Source organism: Pseudomonas sp. TH32 (assembly GCF_016650855.1).
In the GTDB taxonomy this organism is placed as follows: Bacteria; Pseudomonadota; Gammaproteobacteria; order Pseudomonadales; family Pseudomonadaceae; genus Aquipseudomonas.
In genome coordinates, this window is sequence record NZ_JAEKFA010000002.1 from 2262521 (window position 1) to 2278675 (window position 16155).

Here is a 16155-nt window from a genome sequence, read left to right on the forward strand (position 1 = left end):
TTCAACCGGCGCTGAACTCGGCGTAGGCCTGTATCAATGCCGGGAAATTCTCTCGCTCCGGCAACTGCGCAAAGCTGTGCTGCGCAGGGGTCGTCGCCCACGGCAGCTTTTCACTGGTCCAGGTTTCAATGAACGGCACATAGTCGCTGACATCATCAAACATGGTGGGCCGCAGGTTGATCAAATCCTCGACGCCGTTGGGGCGGGAAAACATCCAGCTCATGCAGTGCGGGCAGCAGTAATGGCGGTCTACGCCGTGCAGCCCGCCGATCACCGGGTTGCCCTGGGTGATGGTAAATCCGCTGCTGGGGATCAGCGCGCTCAGGGAGAACGCGCTGGACGACATCTTCTGGCAGCCGGTGCAGTGGCACGCCATTGTGATCAACGGTTTTTCGGTCACGGTAAACCGCACCCGATCACAACGGCAGCCGCCTTCCTGGGACTCTTGATTACTCATCTTCCACTCCAGTCACATTGTGTGTGTGCCCGGAGAATAAACGAGCGGGTGCGTCACGAACAGTGATGCCGGTTGGGGTACGGCGTAGAAAAGTCCGTGGAAAATGCCAAGTCCTTTTGCGCGTCCAGTGCCGCCAGGCGGTCACTGAGTTGCTTGTGCATCACGGTATAAGCATCTGGCCCCAGGGCAATGCGCTTGGGCGCGGGGTGCTGGTCGACGCTGGCAATCATGATCGCAACCATCTTGGCCGGGTCACCCGACGAGACCCTGGTGCGGTCTTCGATCATCCGCCGCGCGTGGCTTGAGGGCGAGCGGTCGTAGTCCTCCAGGCGTGCCGCCAGTTGGGCGCTGCGGTAGCGAAAATCCGTGCGTGCGCTGCCCGGTTCGATCAGGGTGCAGCCGATGTTGAAGCAGGCCACCTCCTCTCCCAGAGCGTCGACGAAACCCTCAATTCCCCACTTGCTGGCGTGGTACAGCGAGCCGCCCGGGAACACGGCCTGGCCGCCCATGGTGGACAGTTGCAGAATGCGCCCGCCGCCTTGGGCTCTCAGGTGCGCAAGGGCAGCACGCAGCAGCTGAATGGAACCTAGCAGGTTGGTGTCCAGTTGATGTTCGATCTGCGGGTCGGTCATTTCCTCTGCGGCGCCAAACAAGCCATAACCGGCGTTGCTGACTACCACATCAATAGTCCCCAGCGCCTTGAAGGCCTGATCGACCACCCGGCGAATGGCCGGGGTATCAGTCAGGTCCAGTTCGGCCAGCCACAATTGTTCGCCATGGCGTGCTTGCAGGTTGGCCATGCTCGCCACATCCCGAACCGTGCCCGCAACGCGCTCCCCCGTGCCAATAACTGCTCGGTCATCTCGCGGCCAAAGCCACTGTTGGCGCCGGTGATCAACCAGGTGCGTGGTGTCATGATCCAATCCTCTGTCGTTACGTTGGAGCCCCCAGTCTATTCATCCTGCCTGGACGATGAATGCGCTAGACTCCTGGTTTTATACGCCATCGTCTAAATCATGACCGATCCGTTTTCCGAATTGCTCACGTTCATGCAAGCCCGCTCCGTGATGTCCGGCGGCCTGGTCGCGGGCGGGCGCTGGGCCATCGCCTTTCCACCCGCCACCCAGTTGAAGTTCTGGGGCGTGCTGAGGGGTACGTGCTGGCTGAAGATGGAGGGCGAAAGCACGCCCATTGCGGTGAACGAAGGCGACGTGTTTCTGCTGTCGGCCGAGAGGCCTCACGTCATGGCCAGTGACCTTGGTGCAACACCGGTAGACCTGCAGCAAATCCTCGACAAACGAGTGGGTGCCCTGGCTTATCACGGCGCTGGCGACGAGTTCTTCATGATTGGTGGCAAGGTTGAACTCAGCACCGACTCCGAGCACCTGCTGCGTGCCGCCCTCGCACCTTTTATCCACCTGAGCGCCAAGACCCACGCACTGGACACGCTGCATTGGTTGCTCAATCAACTGGTGCGTGAACGTGACCACGATCGGCCCGGTGCAGCGGTGGCCTCATCGCAACTGGCGCACCTGATGTTCATCGAAATCCTGCGATTGCATTTCGAGACGGCGCCGCCGCTGTCGGGCAGTTGGCTGCGCGCCATGACCGACAAACGCCTGGAGCCAGCCTTGCGCCTGATCCATGGAGAGCCGGGAGAAACCCGGCCACTGACGGTATTGGCCAAGGCGTGTGCGATGTCGCGAGCAAGCTTCGCGGCATACTTCAAGGACGTCGCCGGCGTGTCGCCCATGGCTTACCTCACCCAGTGGCGCATGCGCCTCGCTGCCCGGGCGCTGGCTGAAGGCAACAGCTCGCTGATCGATATCGCGCTTTCGCTGGGCTATAGCTCGCAGAGCGCGTTCAGCCACGCATTCAAACGCGAGATCGGCAGCTCGCCGTTGCATTACCAGCAGGCGCTACGGGTATCGACGGGGGCGCAATACCCTCAAACGAACGCCTGGGGCAGCGAACTGTCATAAAAAAGACAGAGCGGTGAAATCAGCCAACAGCTGCCCGCCCTGCCCGCGCGCATCAGCAGATTACCGGTGCGACGCATCCCCCAAGAAGGAGACGCTTACATGGTCATTCACTTCAAGGTCGCCGGGCATCTTGCCTGCGGTCATCACGGCAACAACCTCCCTTCCAGCACCGAGCTGAAGCGGGTCAAATGCCGTACCTGCCGCAATACCGAAGCCTACAAGGAAGCCCGCCGCACTCAACGCAACGCCGCCCGGCGTGCCGCACGCCGATCCAAAGTCGCCCATGCCGCCGGTGACTGGCGCAGCGCCTGGACCCAACGCCTGACCGATCTGCCAGGCCGTCAGCGCCTGCCACGCGGGTTCCGCGGCCAGCCATTCGTCTAGGCTGTACAGGCCACACCGTGGCGAGGGAGCTTGCTCCCGCTGGGCTGCGTAGCGGCCCCAAAATCCGGGGAGCGCTTCGCACTTGAGCGCCAGCCCGGTCCAGCGGGAGCAAGCTCCCTCGCCACAGGTATGCATTACCCAATCACCTCCCAATAAAAAGCCCCGGACTGACCGAGGCTGTTGAGGGTTCACGCATCATTGGCAACGGGCCTCGACCGCGCCTTGTAACCCGGCAGTGCAGCAGCATACGCCAGTGCCTGCTCACGGGAACCGAAGGACGCCAGCCGATCAGCCTTGGTACAGACCCTCCACGGACCACTGTTGACCTGCACGATGTCGTAGCCGTTGAGATGCAGCTTGTTCAGCATGGGAGTGCTCATAGTCACCTCTCTCTCCAGAGATAATCCAGGTGTTTGCCCGGTCTACCATACACCCGGGCAAAGCGGTGTAACCTACCGGGCGTCGCACAGGCGTGCACTTCATGGAGCAGGGAAGATGATCACTATCAAACAGGCGACGGTCAGCGATGTTGCAGTGCTGCGTGACATTGGCATCCAGACCTACACCGAGCATTTCTCGGCCATCTGGAGCCCGGCGGGCATGGATGGCTTCCTGGACAAGGACTTCTCCCCCGAATCGCTGCAAGACACCCTTGAGCGTCCCTCGGCGCATTGTTGGTTACTCGCCCTGGATGAACAGGCACGTGCCGTCGGGTTCGCCAAGGTCAACTGGAACCGGGAGGTTCCGGGCAGCGATAAAGCAGGCGCCGAACTGCAAAAAATCTACTTCCTGAAGTCCGCGGCCGGTAATGGCTACGGCCAGCAGTTGCTGGACCACGTACACCAGCTCGCACGCACCCACCTGCAACCGCTGTTATGGCTCGAAGTACTCAAGACCAACGAAAGCGCCCAGCGCTTTTATCAACGCTACGGGTTTGAACGCCTGGCAGAAATCCCTTTCAGCACCGACATCACAGCGATCCCAATGGTGGTCATGTCCCACCGCTTGGACCGGTAAAAGGCTCATCCTGCATCGGGTAACGGCAAACCCCAAGCCTGCAAGTCAAACGCCTCCAGGCTCAGCAGTCGACCGTCCGCATGCAGGAACTTCTCCTGCGGCATCGCCGGGTCCGGGATGGCCACGGCGTACATCCCCGCCGCCTTGGCCGCCGTGATGCCGAATGGCGAATCCTCGAACACCAGGCAGTCAGCCGGCGCCACGCCCAGCCGTTCGGCGGCTACCAGGAAGATGTCCGGCGCCGGCTTGGCGGCACCCACCTGCGGGTCATCCGCCGTAACGATGGCGTCGAACAAGGCGAACCACTCACGGTGCAAGGTGGTTTTCAGCTCGAAATAGTGCCGCGAAGAGCTGGTGCCCACCGCTATCGGCACACCGTGGGCCGACAAATGCCGCACCAGCGCCTGGGCCCCGGCCATCGCCGCCGCCTGGGGAAAGCGCGCATTCATCAACGGCGTGCGTTCCTGCAGGAACGCCTCGGGGCTCATCGGCAAGCCCACGGCCTGCACGATATAGCTGGCGAGCTCATAGGCCCCCAGGCCGATGGTGTTCTGCTTCATGCTCCAGTCAAACGTGAGGCCATAGCGGTCGGCAATCATCTGGGTGACTTCGGTGTAGATGCCTTCGGTGTCGAGCAGCAGGCCGTCCATGTCGAAGATCACAGCCTTGATCGGCGCGGATCGCGATGCGTTCATCAAGGTGCCCTCAAGTGCGGCCGGCATAATGATCGATCAAGCGGTTGAGCAAAATTGCCAGCACGATGATCACCCCGGTGATCGCCATCTGATAGAACGAGCCCAGCCCCAGCAGGTTGAAGATGTTGCGCAGCACCTGCAGCAGCATCACCGCCACCGCCGTGCCCACCACACTGCCGCGCCCGCCGAACAGGCTGGTGCCGCCCAGCACCACGGCGGCAATCGCATCCAGCTCCAGGCCTTGGGCGGCGGTCGGTTGGCCGACGTGCAGGCGTGAGGTCATCAACAAGCCGGCAAACGCCGCCAGGCCGCCGCAGATGGCGAACACCGCAATCGTCACCGCACGCACCGGCACCCCGGACAGCCGCGCAGCCTCCAGGTTGCCGCCGGTGGCCAGCACATACTCGCCAAACACCGTGTAGCGCAGCACCAGCCAGGCGATGACGGTAATCAGGATAAAGATCAGCCCCAGCACCGGAAACGCGATACCCGCGCTGGGCAAGATGTCGATCATCGCCGAGCCGAACGCCGTAAAGCTGGCCGGCAACCCGCCAATCGGCGCTCCATCGGACGCCAGGAACGTAGCCCCGCGCAACGAGACCAACCCGGCGAGGGTGATGATAAAACTCGGCACTTTGCCAAACACCGTCAGGCTGCCCATCAAGGTGCCGATGGCCAGGCCCACCAGCAACGTGGCCGGCACCGCCAGCCAACCGCTGACCTGCTGTTGCAGGAGCACGGCCACCAGAATCCCGCCGAAGGCACACAGGCTGCCCACTGAAAGATCGATATTGGCCGTGAGGATGACGAAGGTCATGCCGATGGCAATGATCCCCACAATCGCCCCCTGCTGGAACAGGTTGGCGATGTTGCCGAAGGTCAGGAAGTCATCCGACAGGAACGTCGCCACCACCACGGCAAACAGGAAAATGAACACGAAGTTGTAGCGCATCACCCATTCCAGCACCGCACTGCGACGGCGGCTGGCGAGGGCGACAGGCTTATCGAAAACCGGGCTTGGATTGCTCGCAATAGTCATGGTTCTACACTCGTTTTACCGATAAGGATGGCCTGGTCGATCTGGTCGCGGCTGGCACTCAAGGGGTCGAAACACAGCGCATTGCGCCCCTCGTGCATCACCCAGATACGGTCGCAATTGACGTACAACTCATCCAGCTCGCTGCTGGCCACCAGCACCGCCGCCCCTTCCTGCGCCAGGCTGCGGGCCAGGGCGTAGAGGTCGGCCTTGGCGCCGACATCCAGGCCGCGGCTGGGCTCGTCCAGCAGCAACAGGCGCGCGCCGTCGATCACCCACTTGGCCATGACCACTTTCTGTTGGTTGCCACCGGAGAGCTGGCGCACCGGCTGCTCCAGGTTGTCGAGCTTGGTCTGTAAGCGTTGCAGCACCGGGCCGGCGCGGTCCTTGGCCTGGCGATGGGAAAACCAGTTCAGGTGTCGGGTGTGCACCAGGCACGCGTTGCGGTAGATCGGCGCGTCCAGCAGCAGGCCTTCGGTCTTGCGGTTTTCCGGCACCAGCCCGACGCCCTGGCGAATGGCCTGGCGCGAGGTTTGCGGGTGATAAGGTTGGCCGAACAGCTCGACATCGCTGTCGTTGCGGCCCACGCCAAACAAGGCCTTGAGCAAGGTGCTGCGCCCCGCTCCGTTCAGCCCGGCAAGCCCGACAATTTCACCCTGGCGCACCTCCAGTCCTTGCACGTCGAGGCCCTGCTCGCCCCGCAAGCGGCGAATGTTCAGCGCGAGGTTTTCCCGGGGCGCCTGGCGCGGGCTGCGCTCCAGCAAATCGCGGTGTTCGCCGACCACGGCGGCAATCAGCGCCTGGTCATCGATCTGCGCCAGCTCATGGGTTTGCAGGGTTCGCCCGGCGCGCAGCACCGTGACCCGGTCGCCGATCTCGCGGATTTCATTCAGCCGGTGGCTGACATACAGCACCGCCACCCCGGCCGCCGTGATCTCGCGGATCACCTGGAACACCCGCTTGAGTTCGGTCTCATTCAGCGCCGCCGAAGGCTCGTCCATCACCACCAGCCGGGCCTCACAGGTCAGTGCCCGGGCAATGGCCGCCAATTGCTGATTGGCAATCGACAGGCTGCCCACCCGGTCGGTACTCGAAAAATTCGCCCCCACCCGCAACAGCGCGGCCTTGGCCAAGGCACTGCGCTTGCCCCGGGAAATAATCCCGAAGCGCTGGGGCGCGTAGCCGAGCATCAGGTTTTCTTCGACGGTCATCTGCGGGATCAGGTCGAGTTCCTGATAGATCATCGCGATCCCGGCCTGACGCGCCTGTTGCGGGTTCTTCAACTCCACACGCTGCCCGGCCACCGACATCTCGCCGCCATCCGGGCGATGAGCGCCGGCGACGATTTTCAACAAGGTACTTTTGCCCGCGCCATTGGCACCGAGCAGGCAATGCACCTCCCCCGGCCGAACGTCGAGGGACGCGTCAGTCAGCGCCACCACATTGGGCGGAAAACGCTTGCTGACATGACGGATATCCAGGGCCAACTCACTCATGATCCTGCTCCAGCAAATAGCGGGCGGTCGCCGTGTCGGTGGCCAGTACATTGACGTAGCCGGCCTTGACACTGGCGTGGACGATGCGGTGCTTCTGCGCGCCGACGCACACGGCAATGGACCAGGCCTTGTCGCGCAACGCGGCCAACGGCAGGCCCAGGGTGCGGGCGTCGAGTTCGGGCATCACCGGCTCGCCATCCATGCCGATAAAACGGCCCATGATGTCGCCGACGGCGCCCAGGCGCTCCAGCGCTTCGAGCAGCGGGCGGTCGATGTAACCCGACTCCATCAGCACCGAATGATCAGACAACTCCCCCAGGCTGAAACACGCCACCGGCGCCTGCTGGCCGAGGCGCAAAACCTGGGCGATCACCGGGTCTTGCTCCAGCGCTTCGCGGGTGTGGGCATGCCCCAGGATCGCCGGCACCGGCAGCAACGTGGCCTGGCCACGGGCCGCCTGGGCGAAGCGTTCGGCAACGTTATGGCTGGGCTCCCCATCGAGCGCGTATTGATCGCGCCGTTCAGCAGCACCACGTTGACCCCCTCGTTCCAGCGCGGCACCAACCACTGGGCCATTTTGGTCAGGGTGCGGCCCCACGACACGCCGATCAGTGCCGGCATCGGCTGCAAATTGCACAGGTACCGGGCGGCGGCCTGGGTCACCACGTTCAGCGCGGTGTCAGCGTCCTCCACATCCAGCACCAGCGCTTCACGCAGGCCGAAGCGCCGTTGCAACGCCACTTCCAGCTGCGGCAGGCGGGCCGAGCGGGCGACGATATCGATGCGCACCACCCCGCAATCCCGCGCTTCGCGTAGCAGGCGGCTGACCTGCCAGCGGGTCAGGCCGGTTTCCCGGGAGATATCGCTTTGGGTTTTCTCCAGGTCGTAATACAGCTTGGCCACCTGGACCATCAGGTCATCGCGCTGGGAATCTGCCGACAACCGCGTGGCAAATGACTCTTCAGGATGGGCGCTCATGCTGCCGGCCTTACGCCGAGCGTGCGGTTCGCCGGCGGCTTGCAACTGATGGGCGCGACGCTGTCGGTGGCGGCGCGGTAGCGGCCCAGCAGCTCGATGTATTGTTCGTGGGCGTAAGGGTCCGGCTCGACCAGCCGGCCGATGGTGGTGAAGTCGGTGGCGGCTTCCTGCAGGTTGCCGAACTCGCCCAAGGCGCAAGCCGCCGCTGCTGCGGTGCCGATCAGGGTGAGGTTGTCGTGGGGCACCATTTCGAACGGCACACCGGTGGCGTCCACCGTGGCCTGTAACCACAGCGGGTTTTTCTGGAAGCCGCCTGCCGCAACCACACGGGTGATCTCGATGCCTTCGGAGCGCCAGGTATGAAAGATGTTCGCCGAGCCCAGGGCAATCGCTTCCACCGAGGCGCGGTACAGGTCATGCCGGTCATGGTTCAGCGAGAGGCCCATGATCGCCCCGCGCATGTCCGGCGAACGGTACGGCGTGCGGTTGCCCATCCAGTAATCGAGCACCAGCAAGCCGGTGGAGCCTGGCTGCAGTTGCGCAGCCTGGCGGATCAGGCGCTGGTGACCGGCATCGTCGAGGCCGAACATCTTTTGCGCCAGCCAGTTGAGGATCGAACCGGCGGACACCTGCCCGCCTTCCATCAACCATTGACCGTCGAGCAAGGCGCCGGGGTACGGCCCCCAGATGCCCGGCACGTCGATCCGTTGCGGGGTGTGCATCAATTGCACCACCGAAGTACCGCCGATGAATAACAGCTCGCCGGCGCCGGTGGTGCCGGCACTGAGCATTGCCATGTGGGCATCGATGCCGCCCTGGGCCACCAGGGTGTCGCGGCCCAGGCCCAGATGGTTGGCGGCATCGGCGCTCAACGGGCCAATGCGGCCGCCGACCTTGATCACTTCCTGAGGGAGTTTTTGCGCCAGCTCCGGCACGCCCAGTTCGGCGTACAGCTCCACCGGAAAACGCTGCTGAAGCGTGTCGTAGTTCCACTTGCAGCTGGCATTCAATTGGGAGGCGACCCAGCGCCCGGTCAGCTGGAAGTTGATCCAGTCCACCGCCTCGCAGATGCGCTCGGCGCGCTGGTACACCTGGGGCTCGTGCTCGGCCAGCCACATGGCCTTGGGCACCAGCCACTCCACGGCGTCACCGCCCTGGTTCATCATCGGGTGGCTGACATGGGCGGTGCGCGCCGACTCGGCCGCGGCGCGGCAATCCATCCATAACAGTGCCGGGGCCAGGGGTTGGCCGTCCGCCTGGGCGACGACCACGGTGGAGGCTGTGGTGGCGACGCACACTGCCGCCACCTGCGGGTGCCCGGCCTGGGCCATCAACTGCCGGCAGGCTTTGCCCAATGCCGACCACCAATCCGCCGGCGCCTGTTCGGCCCAGCCCAACTGCGGGTATTGCGTGGCATACGGCGCCTCGGCGACGTGCACCAGTTTGTGGCTGTGCAGGTCATACAAACCGGCCCGCACCCCACCTGTTCCGAAATCCAGTCCCAACAACAAGGTCATCGGTAGTCCTCCTGCGTCTTTTTACGACGACGCTTTTTGTTTTAAGCCCGGCAACGCTCCGCGCTGTCGGGCTTGGCGACACACAGCAAACGGCATGGCTCAGGGACGGAAAATCACCTTGGCCGCCACTTCACTGCGATCGGCATACCGCTTGAACATCGCCGGCAACTCATCCAGCGGCAAGTCGTGGGTAATCATGAACTGCCACTGCAATTCACCGGAAGCCAGTTTGTCGATGGAAGCCGTCCACTCGTCACCCGGGAACGGTGCCGAGAACGAGTTCCACGCGCCGTGCAGGGAGATTTCCTGGCGCAGGAAGTGCGAGAACGTCGCGGTGCTGAGGGCCACGTCGCTGGTGGGGATACCGATGAACACCACGTGCCCGCCCGCCTTGGTCAGTTGCACGGCCTGGTTGATGGAGCTTGGGTGGCCTGCGGCTTCAATCACCAGTTGGCAACGCGGCAGCTCGGCATCCGCCGCGCCGCTGAGCAGGGTGTGGGTGGCGCCGGCTTCGCGGGCCATGGCAAGTTTTTCTTCGGCGATGTCGATGGCGACGATGTCCTTGGCGCCCATGATCCGCAGCCATTGAATCGCAAACAGGCCGATCGGCCCGCAACCCACCACCGCCCCGCTCTGCCCGGCCTTGAAGTCGGCTTTCCAGATCGCATGCAGGGCAATCGCCGCCGGGTCCACCAGGGACGCGGCAATCGGGTCCATGCCTTGGGGCACCTTGATCAGGTTGCTCAGGGGCACATTGACGTACTCGGCATACGCGCCGTCGCGGCGGCTGCCAAAGTAATCGTAGCGCTCCGAACGGGACGGAAAGCCACGGGCATATTGGTCGCTGCTGACGTCCGGGATCATCGGCGGCACGGTCACCAACTCGCCGATGGCGTAGCCTTCGACGCCGCTGCCGATCTCTTCGATGAAGCCTGCGAATTCATGGCCGCAAATCAGCGGCATCACGTGGGCGCCCTTGCTCAGCATGCGCGGGATATCCGAGCCGCACACGCCGCAGGCTGCGACCCGGACCAGCGCATGGCCGGCCTTGACCGCCGGTTTTGGAACCTCTTCGACCCGGATATCGCCCGGTTGGTACATGACGGCAGCTTTCACAGTGAATTCCTCTGTTGAGTGACGAGTGCGTTCGAACAGGCACCTCCTGCAAGAGGTGCCCGCAAAAATCCATAACGTGGCGGCGCAGATCCGTTAGAGCGCGCCGGGGCGGTATTCGCCGAAGGTAGAGTCATGCTTGACCTCGGCCACGTTGGCCTTGGTCACCACCTGAGTGCCGGCGTCGACAAAGTTCGGCACCGATTTGCCGGCGGCCAGGGCCCGCGCGGCCTCAATGGCGACCTCGCCCAGGTAGCGCGGGTCGTTGAGGGCGGTGGCCACGTATTGATCGCCGCTCTGGATGGCATTCAAGGCCTCGGACAAGCCATCGATCCCGGCCACCAGCACGTCTTTCTTGCCGCTTTCGGTGAGCACTTGCAGCGCGCCCATGGCCATGTCGTCGTTATGCGCGATCACGGCCTTGAGGTCGGGGTGCGCTTGCAGCAAATCCTGCATCGCCGTGACGGCGTTGGCGCGCATGTACTCGCTGTAAGGGCCGTCGATGATCTTGAAGTCGGTGCCGGCCAGGGCAGTGTGGAAGCCCTTGCGGCGTTCTTTCATCACCGTGCCGCCGGCATCGCCCTGGATCTCGATGATCTTGCCCTTGGTCACGCCGCGCTGCTTGAGGGCGGCGAGCAAGGCCTTGCCGGACAGCTCGCCCATCTCGGCATTGTTGCGGCCGATGGTGGTGGCCACCGGCGCATTGATTGCGCGGTCGACGGCAATCACCGGCACCTTGGCGCGCTTGGCCGCGTCGAGGGCGGCGCCCACGGCGTCAGGGTTCACGGCATTGATGATGAGGATGTCGACCTTGCGGGTCAGCAGGTCCTGGATGTCGTTGTTCTGCTTGCTGATATCGCCGTTGGCGTCGAGGAAGATCAGCTCGTCGCCGCCCTTGGCCGCGGCGGCCTTGGCGCCATCGCGCAGCTGTACATAGAAGGGAGATTGCAGGGTGACCTGGCTGAAACCGATCTTCAGATCCTTGGCCTGGGCATTCAGCGCCAGCGCCGAGGCCGCGACAGCCAGTGCAAGGGCCAGCACATGAACAGGTTTACGGGCTATCTGGAGCATGGTGATTCCTATTTTTTATTGTTGTCAGGAGTCGGGCATGGCCTTCAGCGAGGCCATGCTCACAAATGTGAACCGCGATCACATTTGAAAAACTATGCCTTGCTCCCGAGGGTGTCAAGGCTAATTTGTTAAATTCCAAACAAATGAAATAAAAATCACAATACTATTTGAATCAGATCAACAGGATCGCCCCGCTGTCCTTGATCACCTGCTGCTGTGCCGCCTGAAGGCCGGGGTCGCTGACCACCCGCTGGAAGTCCGACAGCTCGGCAAAGTGCGCGGCACGTACCTCGTCGAACTTGCTGTGGTCGGCCACCAGCACGCAGGTTTGTGCCCGCGCCATGACCCGGCGCTTGACCTCCACTTCATTGAGGTTGTAGCAGGTCACGCCGTGGGCCGCGCTCACGCCCGCCGCGGAAATAAAGGCCCAGGCCACGCGGATGCCGTCCAGGATGCCCGCTTCGGCATGGCTTTCGAACACCATGTTGCGCCGGTGAAAGGTGCCGCCGCAGAGGATGATGGTGCAGTGGGGCTTTTGCTGGAGCTTGAGCAATACGTTGAGGGAATTGCACAGTGCGGTGAACTCCAGGTCATCCGGCAACGCCTCGATTATGAACGGCGTGGTGGTGCCGCAATCAATAAACACCGTGTCGCCGGGCCGTACCAGGCTGGCGGCCAGTGCGCCGATCTGACGCTTCTCGGCGACGTGGCGCTGATCCTGTTCGGCCACTTGGTAATCAGGCTCCGGCGGCCCGCTGCGGGTCACGTGACCGCCCAGCAAACGCAGGCCCTGCGGGCTGTCTGCCAGGTCGCGGCGCAAGGTCATCTCCGATACACCCAGCAATGCGGCCATGTCCCGCAGGTGAACCGCCGACTCGCCCTGCAAGGCCTTGTGCATGGCCCGAAATCTTTCGCTTTTCTTTGAATCCACTGCGTTCCAGCCCTCGTTGAATGCGCGCCCTTGATCAGGGCAGTCACAAATTCCATTTACAATGTTATTTATTTCACATTTAATGCATCCAACTTAACACAAACCGGCTTTTCCCAGCACCTCATCCTGACAGGACACTTGCCATGCCGACTGATCCGTTGCCGCTCGCGGCCTATATCGACCACACCCTGCTGGCCGCCGATGCCTCCCAGGCGAGCATTCGCCAACTGTGCGACGAGGCTCGCGAGCATGGCTTCAAGTCCGTGTGCGTCAACAGTGCCAACGTGCCGCTGGCCGCCGAATGCCTGCGCAATGCCGCCCCGCTGGTGTGCGCGGTGGTGGGTTTCCCGCTGGGTGCGGCCTTGAGTGCAGCCAAGGCGTATGAAGCAAAGCTTGCGATCGAGGCCGGTGCCGGCGAGATCGACATGGTGCTGAACATCGGCTGGCTGAAGGACGGCCTGCTGGATCAGGTTCGCGACGATATTGCCCAGGTACTGGCGGCCTGCGGCGCGGTGCCGCTGAAAGTCATCCTCGAAACCGGGTTGCTTGATGACCAACAGAAGACCGACGCCTGCACCGTCTGCCGCGAGCTGAACGTGGCATTCGTCAAGACCTCCACCGGCTTTGGCCATGGCGGCGCGACGTTGGCGGATGTGCGCCTGATGCGCAGCGTGGTGGGTGGGCAGATCGGCGTGAAGGCTTCAGGCGGCGTGCGCGACCTGGCGACGGCCCAGGCGATGATCGAAGCCGGCGCCACCCGCTTGGGCAGCAGTTCCGGGATCGCCATCGTCAGCGGTGCAAAGGCGGCTGCGGGCGCTTACTGAAATGAGTGCAGTTGGCGCCCTTTCACAACTCTTTCACAGTCGGGCGCCTATGGTCACCTCAGCTCCTGGTGAAAACCTTTAAGCCCGCGCTCCCCATCGCGGGCTTTTCTTTGCCCGGGATTTGCCCCTAGCGAGCGATGACGTTATTGCTGGAGCTGCGTGGCGCCATACCGCTGCATGTCTGCTCAAGGCAGAATACAAACGGGGCCACCACTTCAATTTCACCTTTGAGCAGCATTGAGGGTGGAGGCGCAGGCACTGGCGATGCCGCCGGAATAAATGCCTCCACTGCCCCCACGAACACATCCGAGCCGGTATGGCTGACGATTTTGTGGCGTATCAGGTTGCCTTTGGCGTCGACGACAAAGGCCACTCTGACCAGACCGGTCAGCCCTTGCAGGCGAGCTTCTTCAGGATAGGACTTGAACCGGTTGAGGTGGGTGAGCAACTGATATTCCCATAAGCGCTGCTCTGCCCTTTGTTCCTGATGGTTGGGCCCGCTTGTGCAGGCACAAAGCAGTAAGACAAGTGCGATCCAGCTGTATTTCATAAACGCAGTTCCGTTGACGTTCTGGTGTACTAAGTGAGGCTAATCAGCCGACGCTATGCTGCGTCTCAGGCAGTGGTACTGACGATTGAACCGGTACTGCTTCCACCTTCGGCAGTGACGGCTTGCAACAACGCCGAAGATGCCGACTGCAACGCTGCTGCCGTGGCGGCAATCTGCGTCTGGGCGGCTGCCACGGCTGCAGCTTTGGCGTCGGCGCTTTGATTGCTGGCCTGAGCCTTCTGCATGTTTTGCTGCTGCTCTTGAAGCTGCTTTTGCAGCTCCGCAATTTGCTTTTTCAGCTCCTTGACGGTGTCGGACTCCTGGGACGTCGATGCCGCCTGGCCGCCACCTGCAGCCGGCGCACTCTTGGCCTCTGCGCCCGGGCTTACGCTCAAGGCGCCAGGGTCATCCGTCTTGGAGCTGTCGCTAACGCCGGCTGGGGTTGGGCTGGTGGGGACTGAAGCGAGACTGCTGACGTTAGTGATCATCTCAAATATCCAATTCCGCTATAGATCCTGGTTCATCGGCGCTTTAGCGCAATACTTTAACGCGTTAACCGCGGTAATGCCCGGGCTGGCGGTGATTATCCGGAAAGTCGCCGGCCATGTCTCTGCTCAACCGGGAATCACCGCAATCACGTCGATTTCCATCAACCATTGCGGCTGGCCCAAGGCAGACACCACCAGCCCGGTGGAGATCGGGTACACGCCCTTGAGCCATTGACCGACGACCTGGTACACCTCTTCCCGATAGCGCGGGTCGATCAGGTAAATGGTGATTTTCACAATATCCTGCAGTTGGCTGCCGGCTTCCTCCAGCAGTTGCTTGACGTTTTTCATCGCCTGCTCGGCCTGCGCCCGGGCATCGCCCAGGCCGATCAGGTTGCCGTCGAAGTCGGTGCCCAACTGGCCCCTGACGTACACCGTATTGCCGGCGCGCACGGCCTGGCAGAGGTCGTTGTCCAGCGACTGGTTGGGGTAAGTGTCCTTGGTGTTGAACATCCGTATACGCGTATGAGTGGGCATGATTGACCTGGCTTTATCGACAAGAATAATAATCGGGAAACGCCGTTTCCAGATCTGGAAACGGCGTGTAATTACAGCGGTGGTGCGTCGAAATAATCCGCGCGCACGGCGGCGCCAATCAGGTTCACGATCAGCCGGCCGGCGGTGATGCAACTGATGTTGTTGACGTCGGTCGTCGGGGTGATTTCGACAATGTCCATGCCCACGACCTTGCCCTTGTTGACCAGGCCATGAATCAGCTTGCGCATCTGCACGTAGGTGACGCCCCCCAGCGCCGGGCCGGCAACACCCGGCATGATCGACGGGTCGAGGCCGTCGGCATCAATGGTCAGGTAATAGTTGCCATTGTCGGGAATCCAGTCGAGCACCGACTGCATGCCGTTGTCATGCACCTCATAGGCAGTGATCAGGTGGGCGCCATAGTCCACCGCCGCCTGGAAATCCGTCTGCCGGCCGCTGCCCTGGGCCCGCAGGCCGATCTGGAAGATTTCGCCAACGTGCTCCATCTCCGAGGCGCGGCGGATCGGGCTGGACAGGCCATCGCGCACGCCGTTGATTTCATCTCGCCAATCGAGGTGCGCGTCGATGTGGATCAGGGTGATCGGCCCGCGGCCCTCATAGGCGCGCAGAATCGGGATCGGGATGCTGTGATCGCCCCCAGCACGATCGGCATGGCGCCTGCGTCGAGGATCTTGCGTACCGCCTGCTCGGCCCGCGCGCCATGGCTGCTGAGGTCGCTCGGGTCGGCGGGCACGTTGCCGCAGTCGACGACCTTCAACGCACGGTTGTCGTAGATCGGGCCACCCACGTCGAAGTCGTAATGGTGCAGCGCACGGCAGATGCGGTCGCTCATGGCGCGAATCGCGTCCGGTGCGCGGCTTTGATCATTGGTGATGTGCTCGGCCACATAAGCCTTGCCGAAAGGCATGCCGATAATCGCGACGTGAGCGTCGAGCTGGTCGAGGTCGGTGCAGATGGGTGACCACAGAAAGCTCTGGTGTTTTTTCGACGGCGGTACGGTCAATGGGAAATCCATGGGTGTCTCCTGGACGGGCAGTGGGAAGGCAGGATGAATGCGT

The 16155-nt window shown here is 62.7% G+C and carries 19 protein-coding genes and 1 pseudogene; 4 read left to right on the top strand and 16 right to left on the bottom strand.

Features of this window, described 5'->3' with window-relative positions:
* Window position 1: 1 nt before the first annotated feature.
* Both JFV30_RS13870 and JFV30_RS13875 read right to left on the bottom strand, forming a co-directional pair.
* Complete coding sequence (locus tag JFV30_RS13870) at window positions 2-457, bottom strand: GFA family protein (RefSeq protein ID WP_201124310.1); 456 nt, start codon at window positions 455-457, stop codon at window positions 2-4.
* Between the two features lie 53 nt (window positions 458-510).
* Window positions 511-1380 (bottom strand): SDR family oxidoreductase, encoded by an 870-nt coding sequence (locus JFV30_RS13875; protein ID WP_446739855.1) that lies wholly within the window; start codon window positions 1378-1380, stop codon window positions 511-513.
* A 93-nt stretch (window positions 1381-1473) separates the two neighbouring features.
* On the opposite strand from JFV30_RS13875, the gene JFV30_RS13880 reads away from it, so the two are divergent.
* Window positions 1474-2439 carry an AraC family transcriptional regulator gene (locus JFV30_RS13880; protein ID WP_201124311.1) on the top strand — a complete coding sequence of 322 codons (966 nt, stop codon included), beginning with the start codon at window positions 1474-1476 and terminating at the stop codon, window positions 2437-2439.
* Between the two features lie 99 nt (window positions 2440-2538).
* On the top strand, window positions 2539-2823 hold the full coding sequence (locus JFV30_RS13885; protein ID WP_201124312.1) for a hypothetical protein: 285 nt from the start codon (window positions 2539-2541) through the stop codon (window positions 2821-2823).
* A gap of 188 nt (window positions 2824-3011) precedes the next feature.
* Here the strand turns inward: JFV30_RS13885 and JFV30_RS13890 are convergent, their stop codons facing one another.
* A complete protein-coding gene (locus JFV30_RS13890) occupies window positions 3012-3203 on the bottom strand; it encodes a hypothetical protein (RefSeq protein WP_023658809.1) in 192 nt (63 codons plus the stop codon).
* A gap of 115 nt (window positions 3204-3318) precedes the next feature.
* Here JFV30_RS13890 and JFV30_RS13895 point away from each other — a divergent pair, with 115 nt between their 5' ends.
* Window positions 3319-3840: a GNAT family N-acetyltransferase gene (locus tag JFV30_RS13895; protein ID WP_201124313.1), complete on the top strand. Its 522-nt coding sequence runs from the start codon at window positions 3319-3321 to the stop codon at window positions 3838-3840.
* Window positions 3841-3845: 5 nt separating this feature from the next.
* On the opposite strand, the gene JFV30_RS13900 is transcribed toward JFV30_RS13895, so the two are convergent.
* The 9 genes from JFV30_RS13900 to deoR all read right to left on the bottom strand — a co-directional run bounded on the left by JFV30_RS13900 (window position 3846) and on the right by deoR (window position 12677).
* Complete coding sequence (locus tag JFV30_RS13900; RefSeq protein WP_201124314.1) at window positions 3846-4535, bottom strand: HAD-IA family hydrolase; 690 nt, start codon at window positions 4533-4535, stop codon at window positions 3846-3848.
* Between the two features lie 10 nt (window positions 4536-4545).
* Window positions 4546-5574, bottom strand: a complete 1029-nt coding sequence (locus tag JFV30_RS13905) for an ABC transporter permease (protein WP_169388630.1) — start codon at window positions 5572-5574, stop codon at window positions 4546-4548.
* Complete coding sequence (locus tag JFV30_RS13910; protein WP_010171472.1) at window positions 5571-7067, bottom strand: sugar ABC transporter ATP-binding protein; 1497 nt, start codon at window positions 7065-7067, stop codon at window positions 5571-5573. Before JFV30_RS13910 ends, JFV30_RS13905 begins: the two co-directional genes overlap by 4 nt.
* Entirely contained in the window at window positions 7060-7494 is a 435-nt protein-coding gene (locus JFV30_RS33445) for a sugar-binding domain-containing protein (RefSeq protein WP_342215112.1), read from the bottom strand. Before JFV30_RS33445 ends, JFV30_RS13910 begins: the two co-directional genes overlap by 8 nt.
* Window positions 7437-8045: a sugar-binding domain-containing protein gene (locus JFV30_RS33450; RefSeq protein ID WP_274610278.1), complete on the bottom strand. Its 609-nt coding sequence runs from the start codon at window positions 8043-8045 to the stop codon at window positions 7437-7439. Before JFV30_RS33450 ends, JFV30_RS33445 begins: the two co-directional genes overlap by 58 nt.
* On the bottom strand, window positions 8042-9562 hold the full coding sequence (locus JFV30_RS13920) for an FGGY-family carbohydrate kinase (RefSeq protein WP_201124315.1): 1521 nt from the start codon (window positions 9560-9562) through the stop codon (window positions 8042-8044). The genes JFV30_RS33450 and JFV30_RS13920 overlap by 4 nt, the downstream gene beginning before the upstream one ends.
* Before the next feature lie 99 nt (window positions 9563-9661).
* Window positions 9662-10678 (bottom strand): galactitol-1-phosphate 5-dehydrogenase, encoded by a 1017-nt coding sequence (locus tag JFV30_RS13925; protein WP_342215113.1) that lies wholly within the window; start codon window positions 10676-10678, stop codon window positions 9662-9664.
* A 93-nt stretch (window positions 10679-10771) separates the two neighbouring features.
* Entirely contained in the window at window positions 10772-11746 is a 975-nt protein-coding gene (locus tag JFV30_RS13930) for a substrate-binding domain-containing protein (RefSeq protein WP_003207745.1), read from the bottom strand.
* A gap of 172 nt (window positions 11747-11918) precedes the next feature.
* Window positions 11919-12677: a DNA-binding transcriptional repressor DeoR gene (gene deoR / locus JFV30_RS13935; protein WP_201124316.1), complete on the bottom strand. Its 759-nt coding sequence runs from the start codon at window positions 12675-12677 to the stop codon at window positions 11919-11921.
* Between the two features lie 143 nt (window positions 12678-12820).
* On the opposite strand from deoR, the gene deoC reads away from it, so the two are divergent.
* A complete protein-coding gene (gene deoC, locus JFV30_RS13940) occupies window positions 12821-13501 on the top strand; it encodes a deoxyribose-phosphate aldolase (protein WP_201124317.1) in 681 nt (226 codons plus the stop codon).
* A gap of 127 nt (window positions 13502-13628) precedes the next feature.
* On the opposite strand, the gene JFV30_RS13945 is transcribed toward deoC, so the two are convergent.
* The 4 genes and pseudogenes from JFV30_RS13945 to JFV30_RS33665 form a co-directional block, all read right to left on the bottom strand.
* Window positions 13629-14051, bottom strand: a complete 423-nt coding sequence (locus JFV30_RS13945) for a TonB family protein (protein WP_169388635.1) — start codon at window positions 14049-14051, stop codon at window positions 13629-13631.
* A gap of 65 nt (window positions 14052-14116) precedes the next feature.
* Window positions 14117-14539 (bottom strand): hypothetical protein, encoded by a 423-nt coding sequence (locus JFV30_RS13950; protein WP_201124318.1) that lies wholly within the window; start codon window positions 14537-14539, stop codon window positions 14117-14119.
* Window positions 14540-14665: 126 nt separating this feature from the next.
* Window positions 14666-15076 (bottom strand): RidA family protein, encoded by a 411-nt coding sequence (locus tag JFV30_RS13955; RefSeq protein ID WP_201124319.1) that lies wholly within the window; start codon window positions 15074-15076, stop codon window positions 14666-14668.
* Between the two features lie 71 nt (window positions 15077-15147).
* Window positions 15148-16112: pseudogene (locus JFV30_RS33665) on the bottom strand (agmatinase).
* Window positions 16113-16155 lie beyond the last annotated feature (43 nt).

Bases quoted from the DNA above. Each gene is read 5' to 3' on its own strand.
- JFV30_RS13870 (WP_201124310.1), bottom strand. From the start codon at position 457: ATGAGTAATCAAGAGTCCCAGGAAGGCGGCTGCCGTTGTGATCGGGTG.
- JFV30_RS13880 (WP_201124311.1), top strand. From the start codon at position 1,474: ATGACCGATCCGTTTTCCGAATTGCTCACGTTCATGCAAGCCCGCTCC.
- JFV30_RS13885 (WP_201124312.1), top strand. From the start codon at position 2,539: ATGGTCATTCACTTCAAGGTCGCCGGGCATCTTGCCTGCGGTCATCAC.
- JFV30_RS13890 (WP_023658809.1), bottom strand. From the start codon at position 3,203: ATGAGCACTCCCATGCTGAACAAGCTGCATCTCAACGGCTACGACATC.
- JFV30_RS13895 (WP_201124313.1), top strand. From the start codon at position 3,319: ATGATCACTATCAAACAGGCGACGGTCAGCGATGTTGCAGTGCTGCGT.
- JFV30_RS13900 (WP_201124314.1), bottom strand. From the start codon at position 4,535: ATGAACGCATCGCGATCCGCGCCGATCAAGGCTGTGATCTTCGACATG.
- JFV30_RS13905 (WP_169388630.1), bottom strand. From the start codon at position 5,574: ATGACTATTGCGAGCAATCCAAGCCCGGTTTTCGATAAGCCTGTCGCC.
- JFV30_RS13910 (WP_010171472.1), bottom strand. From the start codon at position 7,067: ATGAGTGAGTTGGCCCTGGATATCCGTCATGTCAGCAAGCGTTTTCCG.
- JFV30_RS33450 (WP_274610278.1), bottom strand. From the start codon at position 8,045: ATGAGCGCCCATCCTGAAGAGTCATTTGCCACGCGGTTGTCGGCAGAT.
- JFV30_RS13920 (WP_201124315.1), bottom strand. From the start codon at position 9,562: ATGACCTTGTTGTTGGGACTGGATTTCGGAACAGGTGGGGTGCGGGCC.
- JFV30_RS13930 (WP_003207745.1), bottom strand. From the start codon at position 11,746: ATGCTCCAGATAGCCCGTAAACCTGTTCATGTGCTGGCCCTTGCACTG.
- deoC (WP_201124317.1), top strand. From the start codon at position 12,821: ATGCCGACTGATCCGTTGCCGCTCGCGGCCTATATCGACCACACCCTG.
- JFV30_RS13945 (WP_169388635.1), bottom strand. From the start codon at position 14,051: ATGAAATACAGCTGGATCGCACTTGTCTTACTGCTTTGTGCCTGCACA.
- JFV30_RS13950 (WP_201124318.1), bottom strand. From the start codon at position 14,539: ATGATCACTAACGTCAGCAGTCTCGCTTCAGTCCCCACCAGCCCAACC.
- JFV30_RS13955 (WP_201124319.1), bottom strand. From the start codon at position 15,076: ATGCCCACTCATACGCGTATACGGATGTTCAACACCAAGGACACTTAC.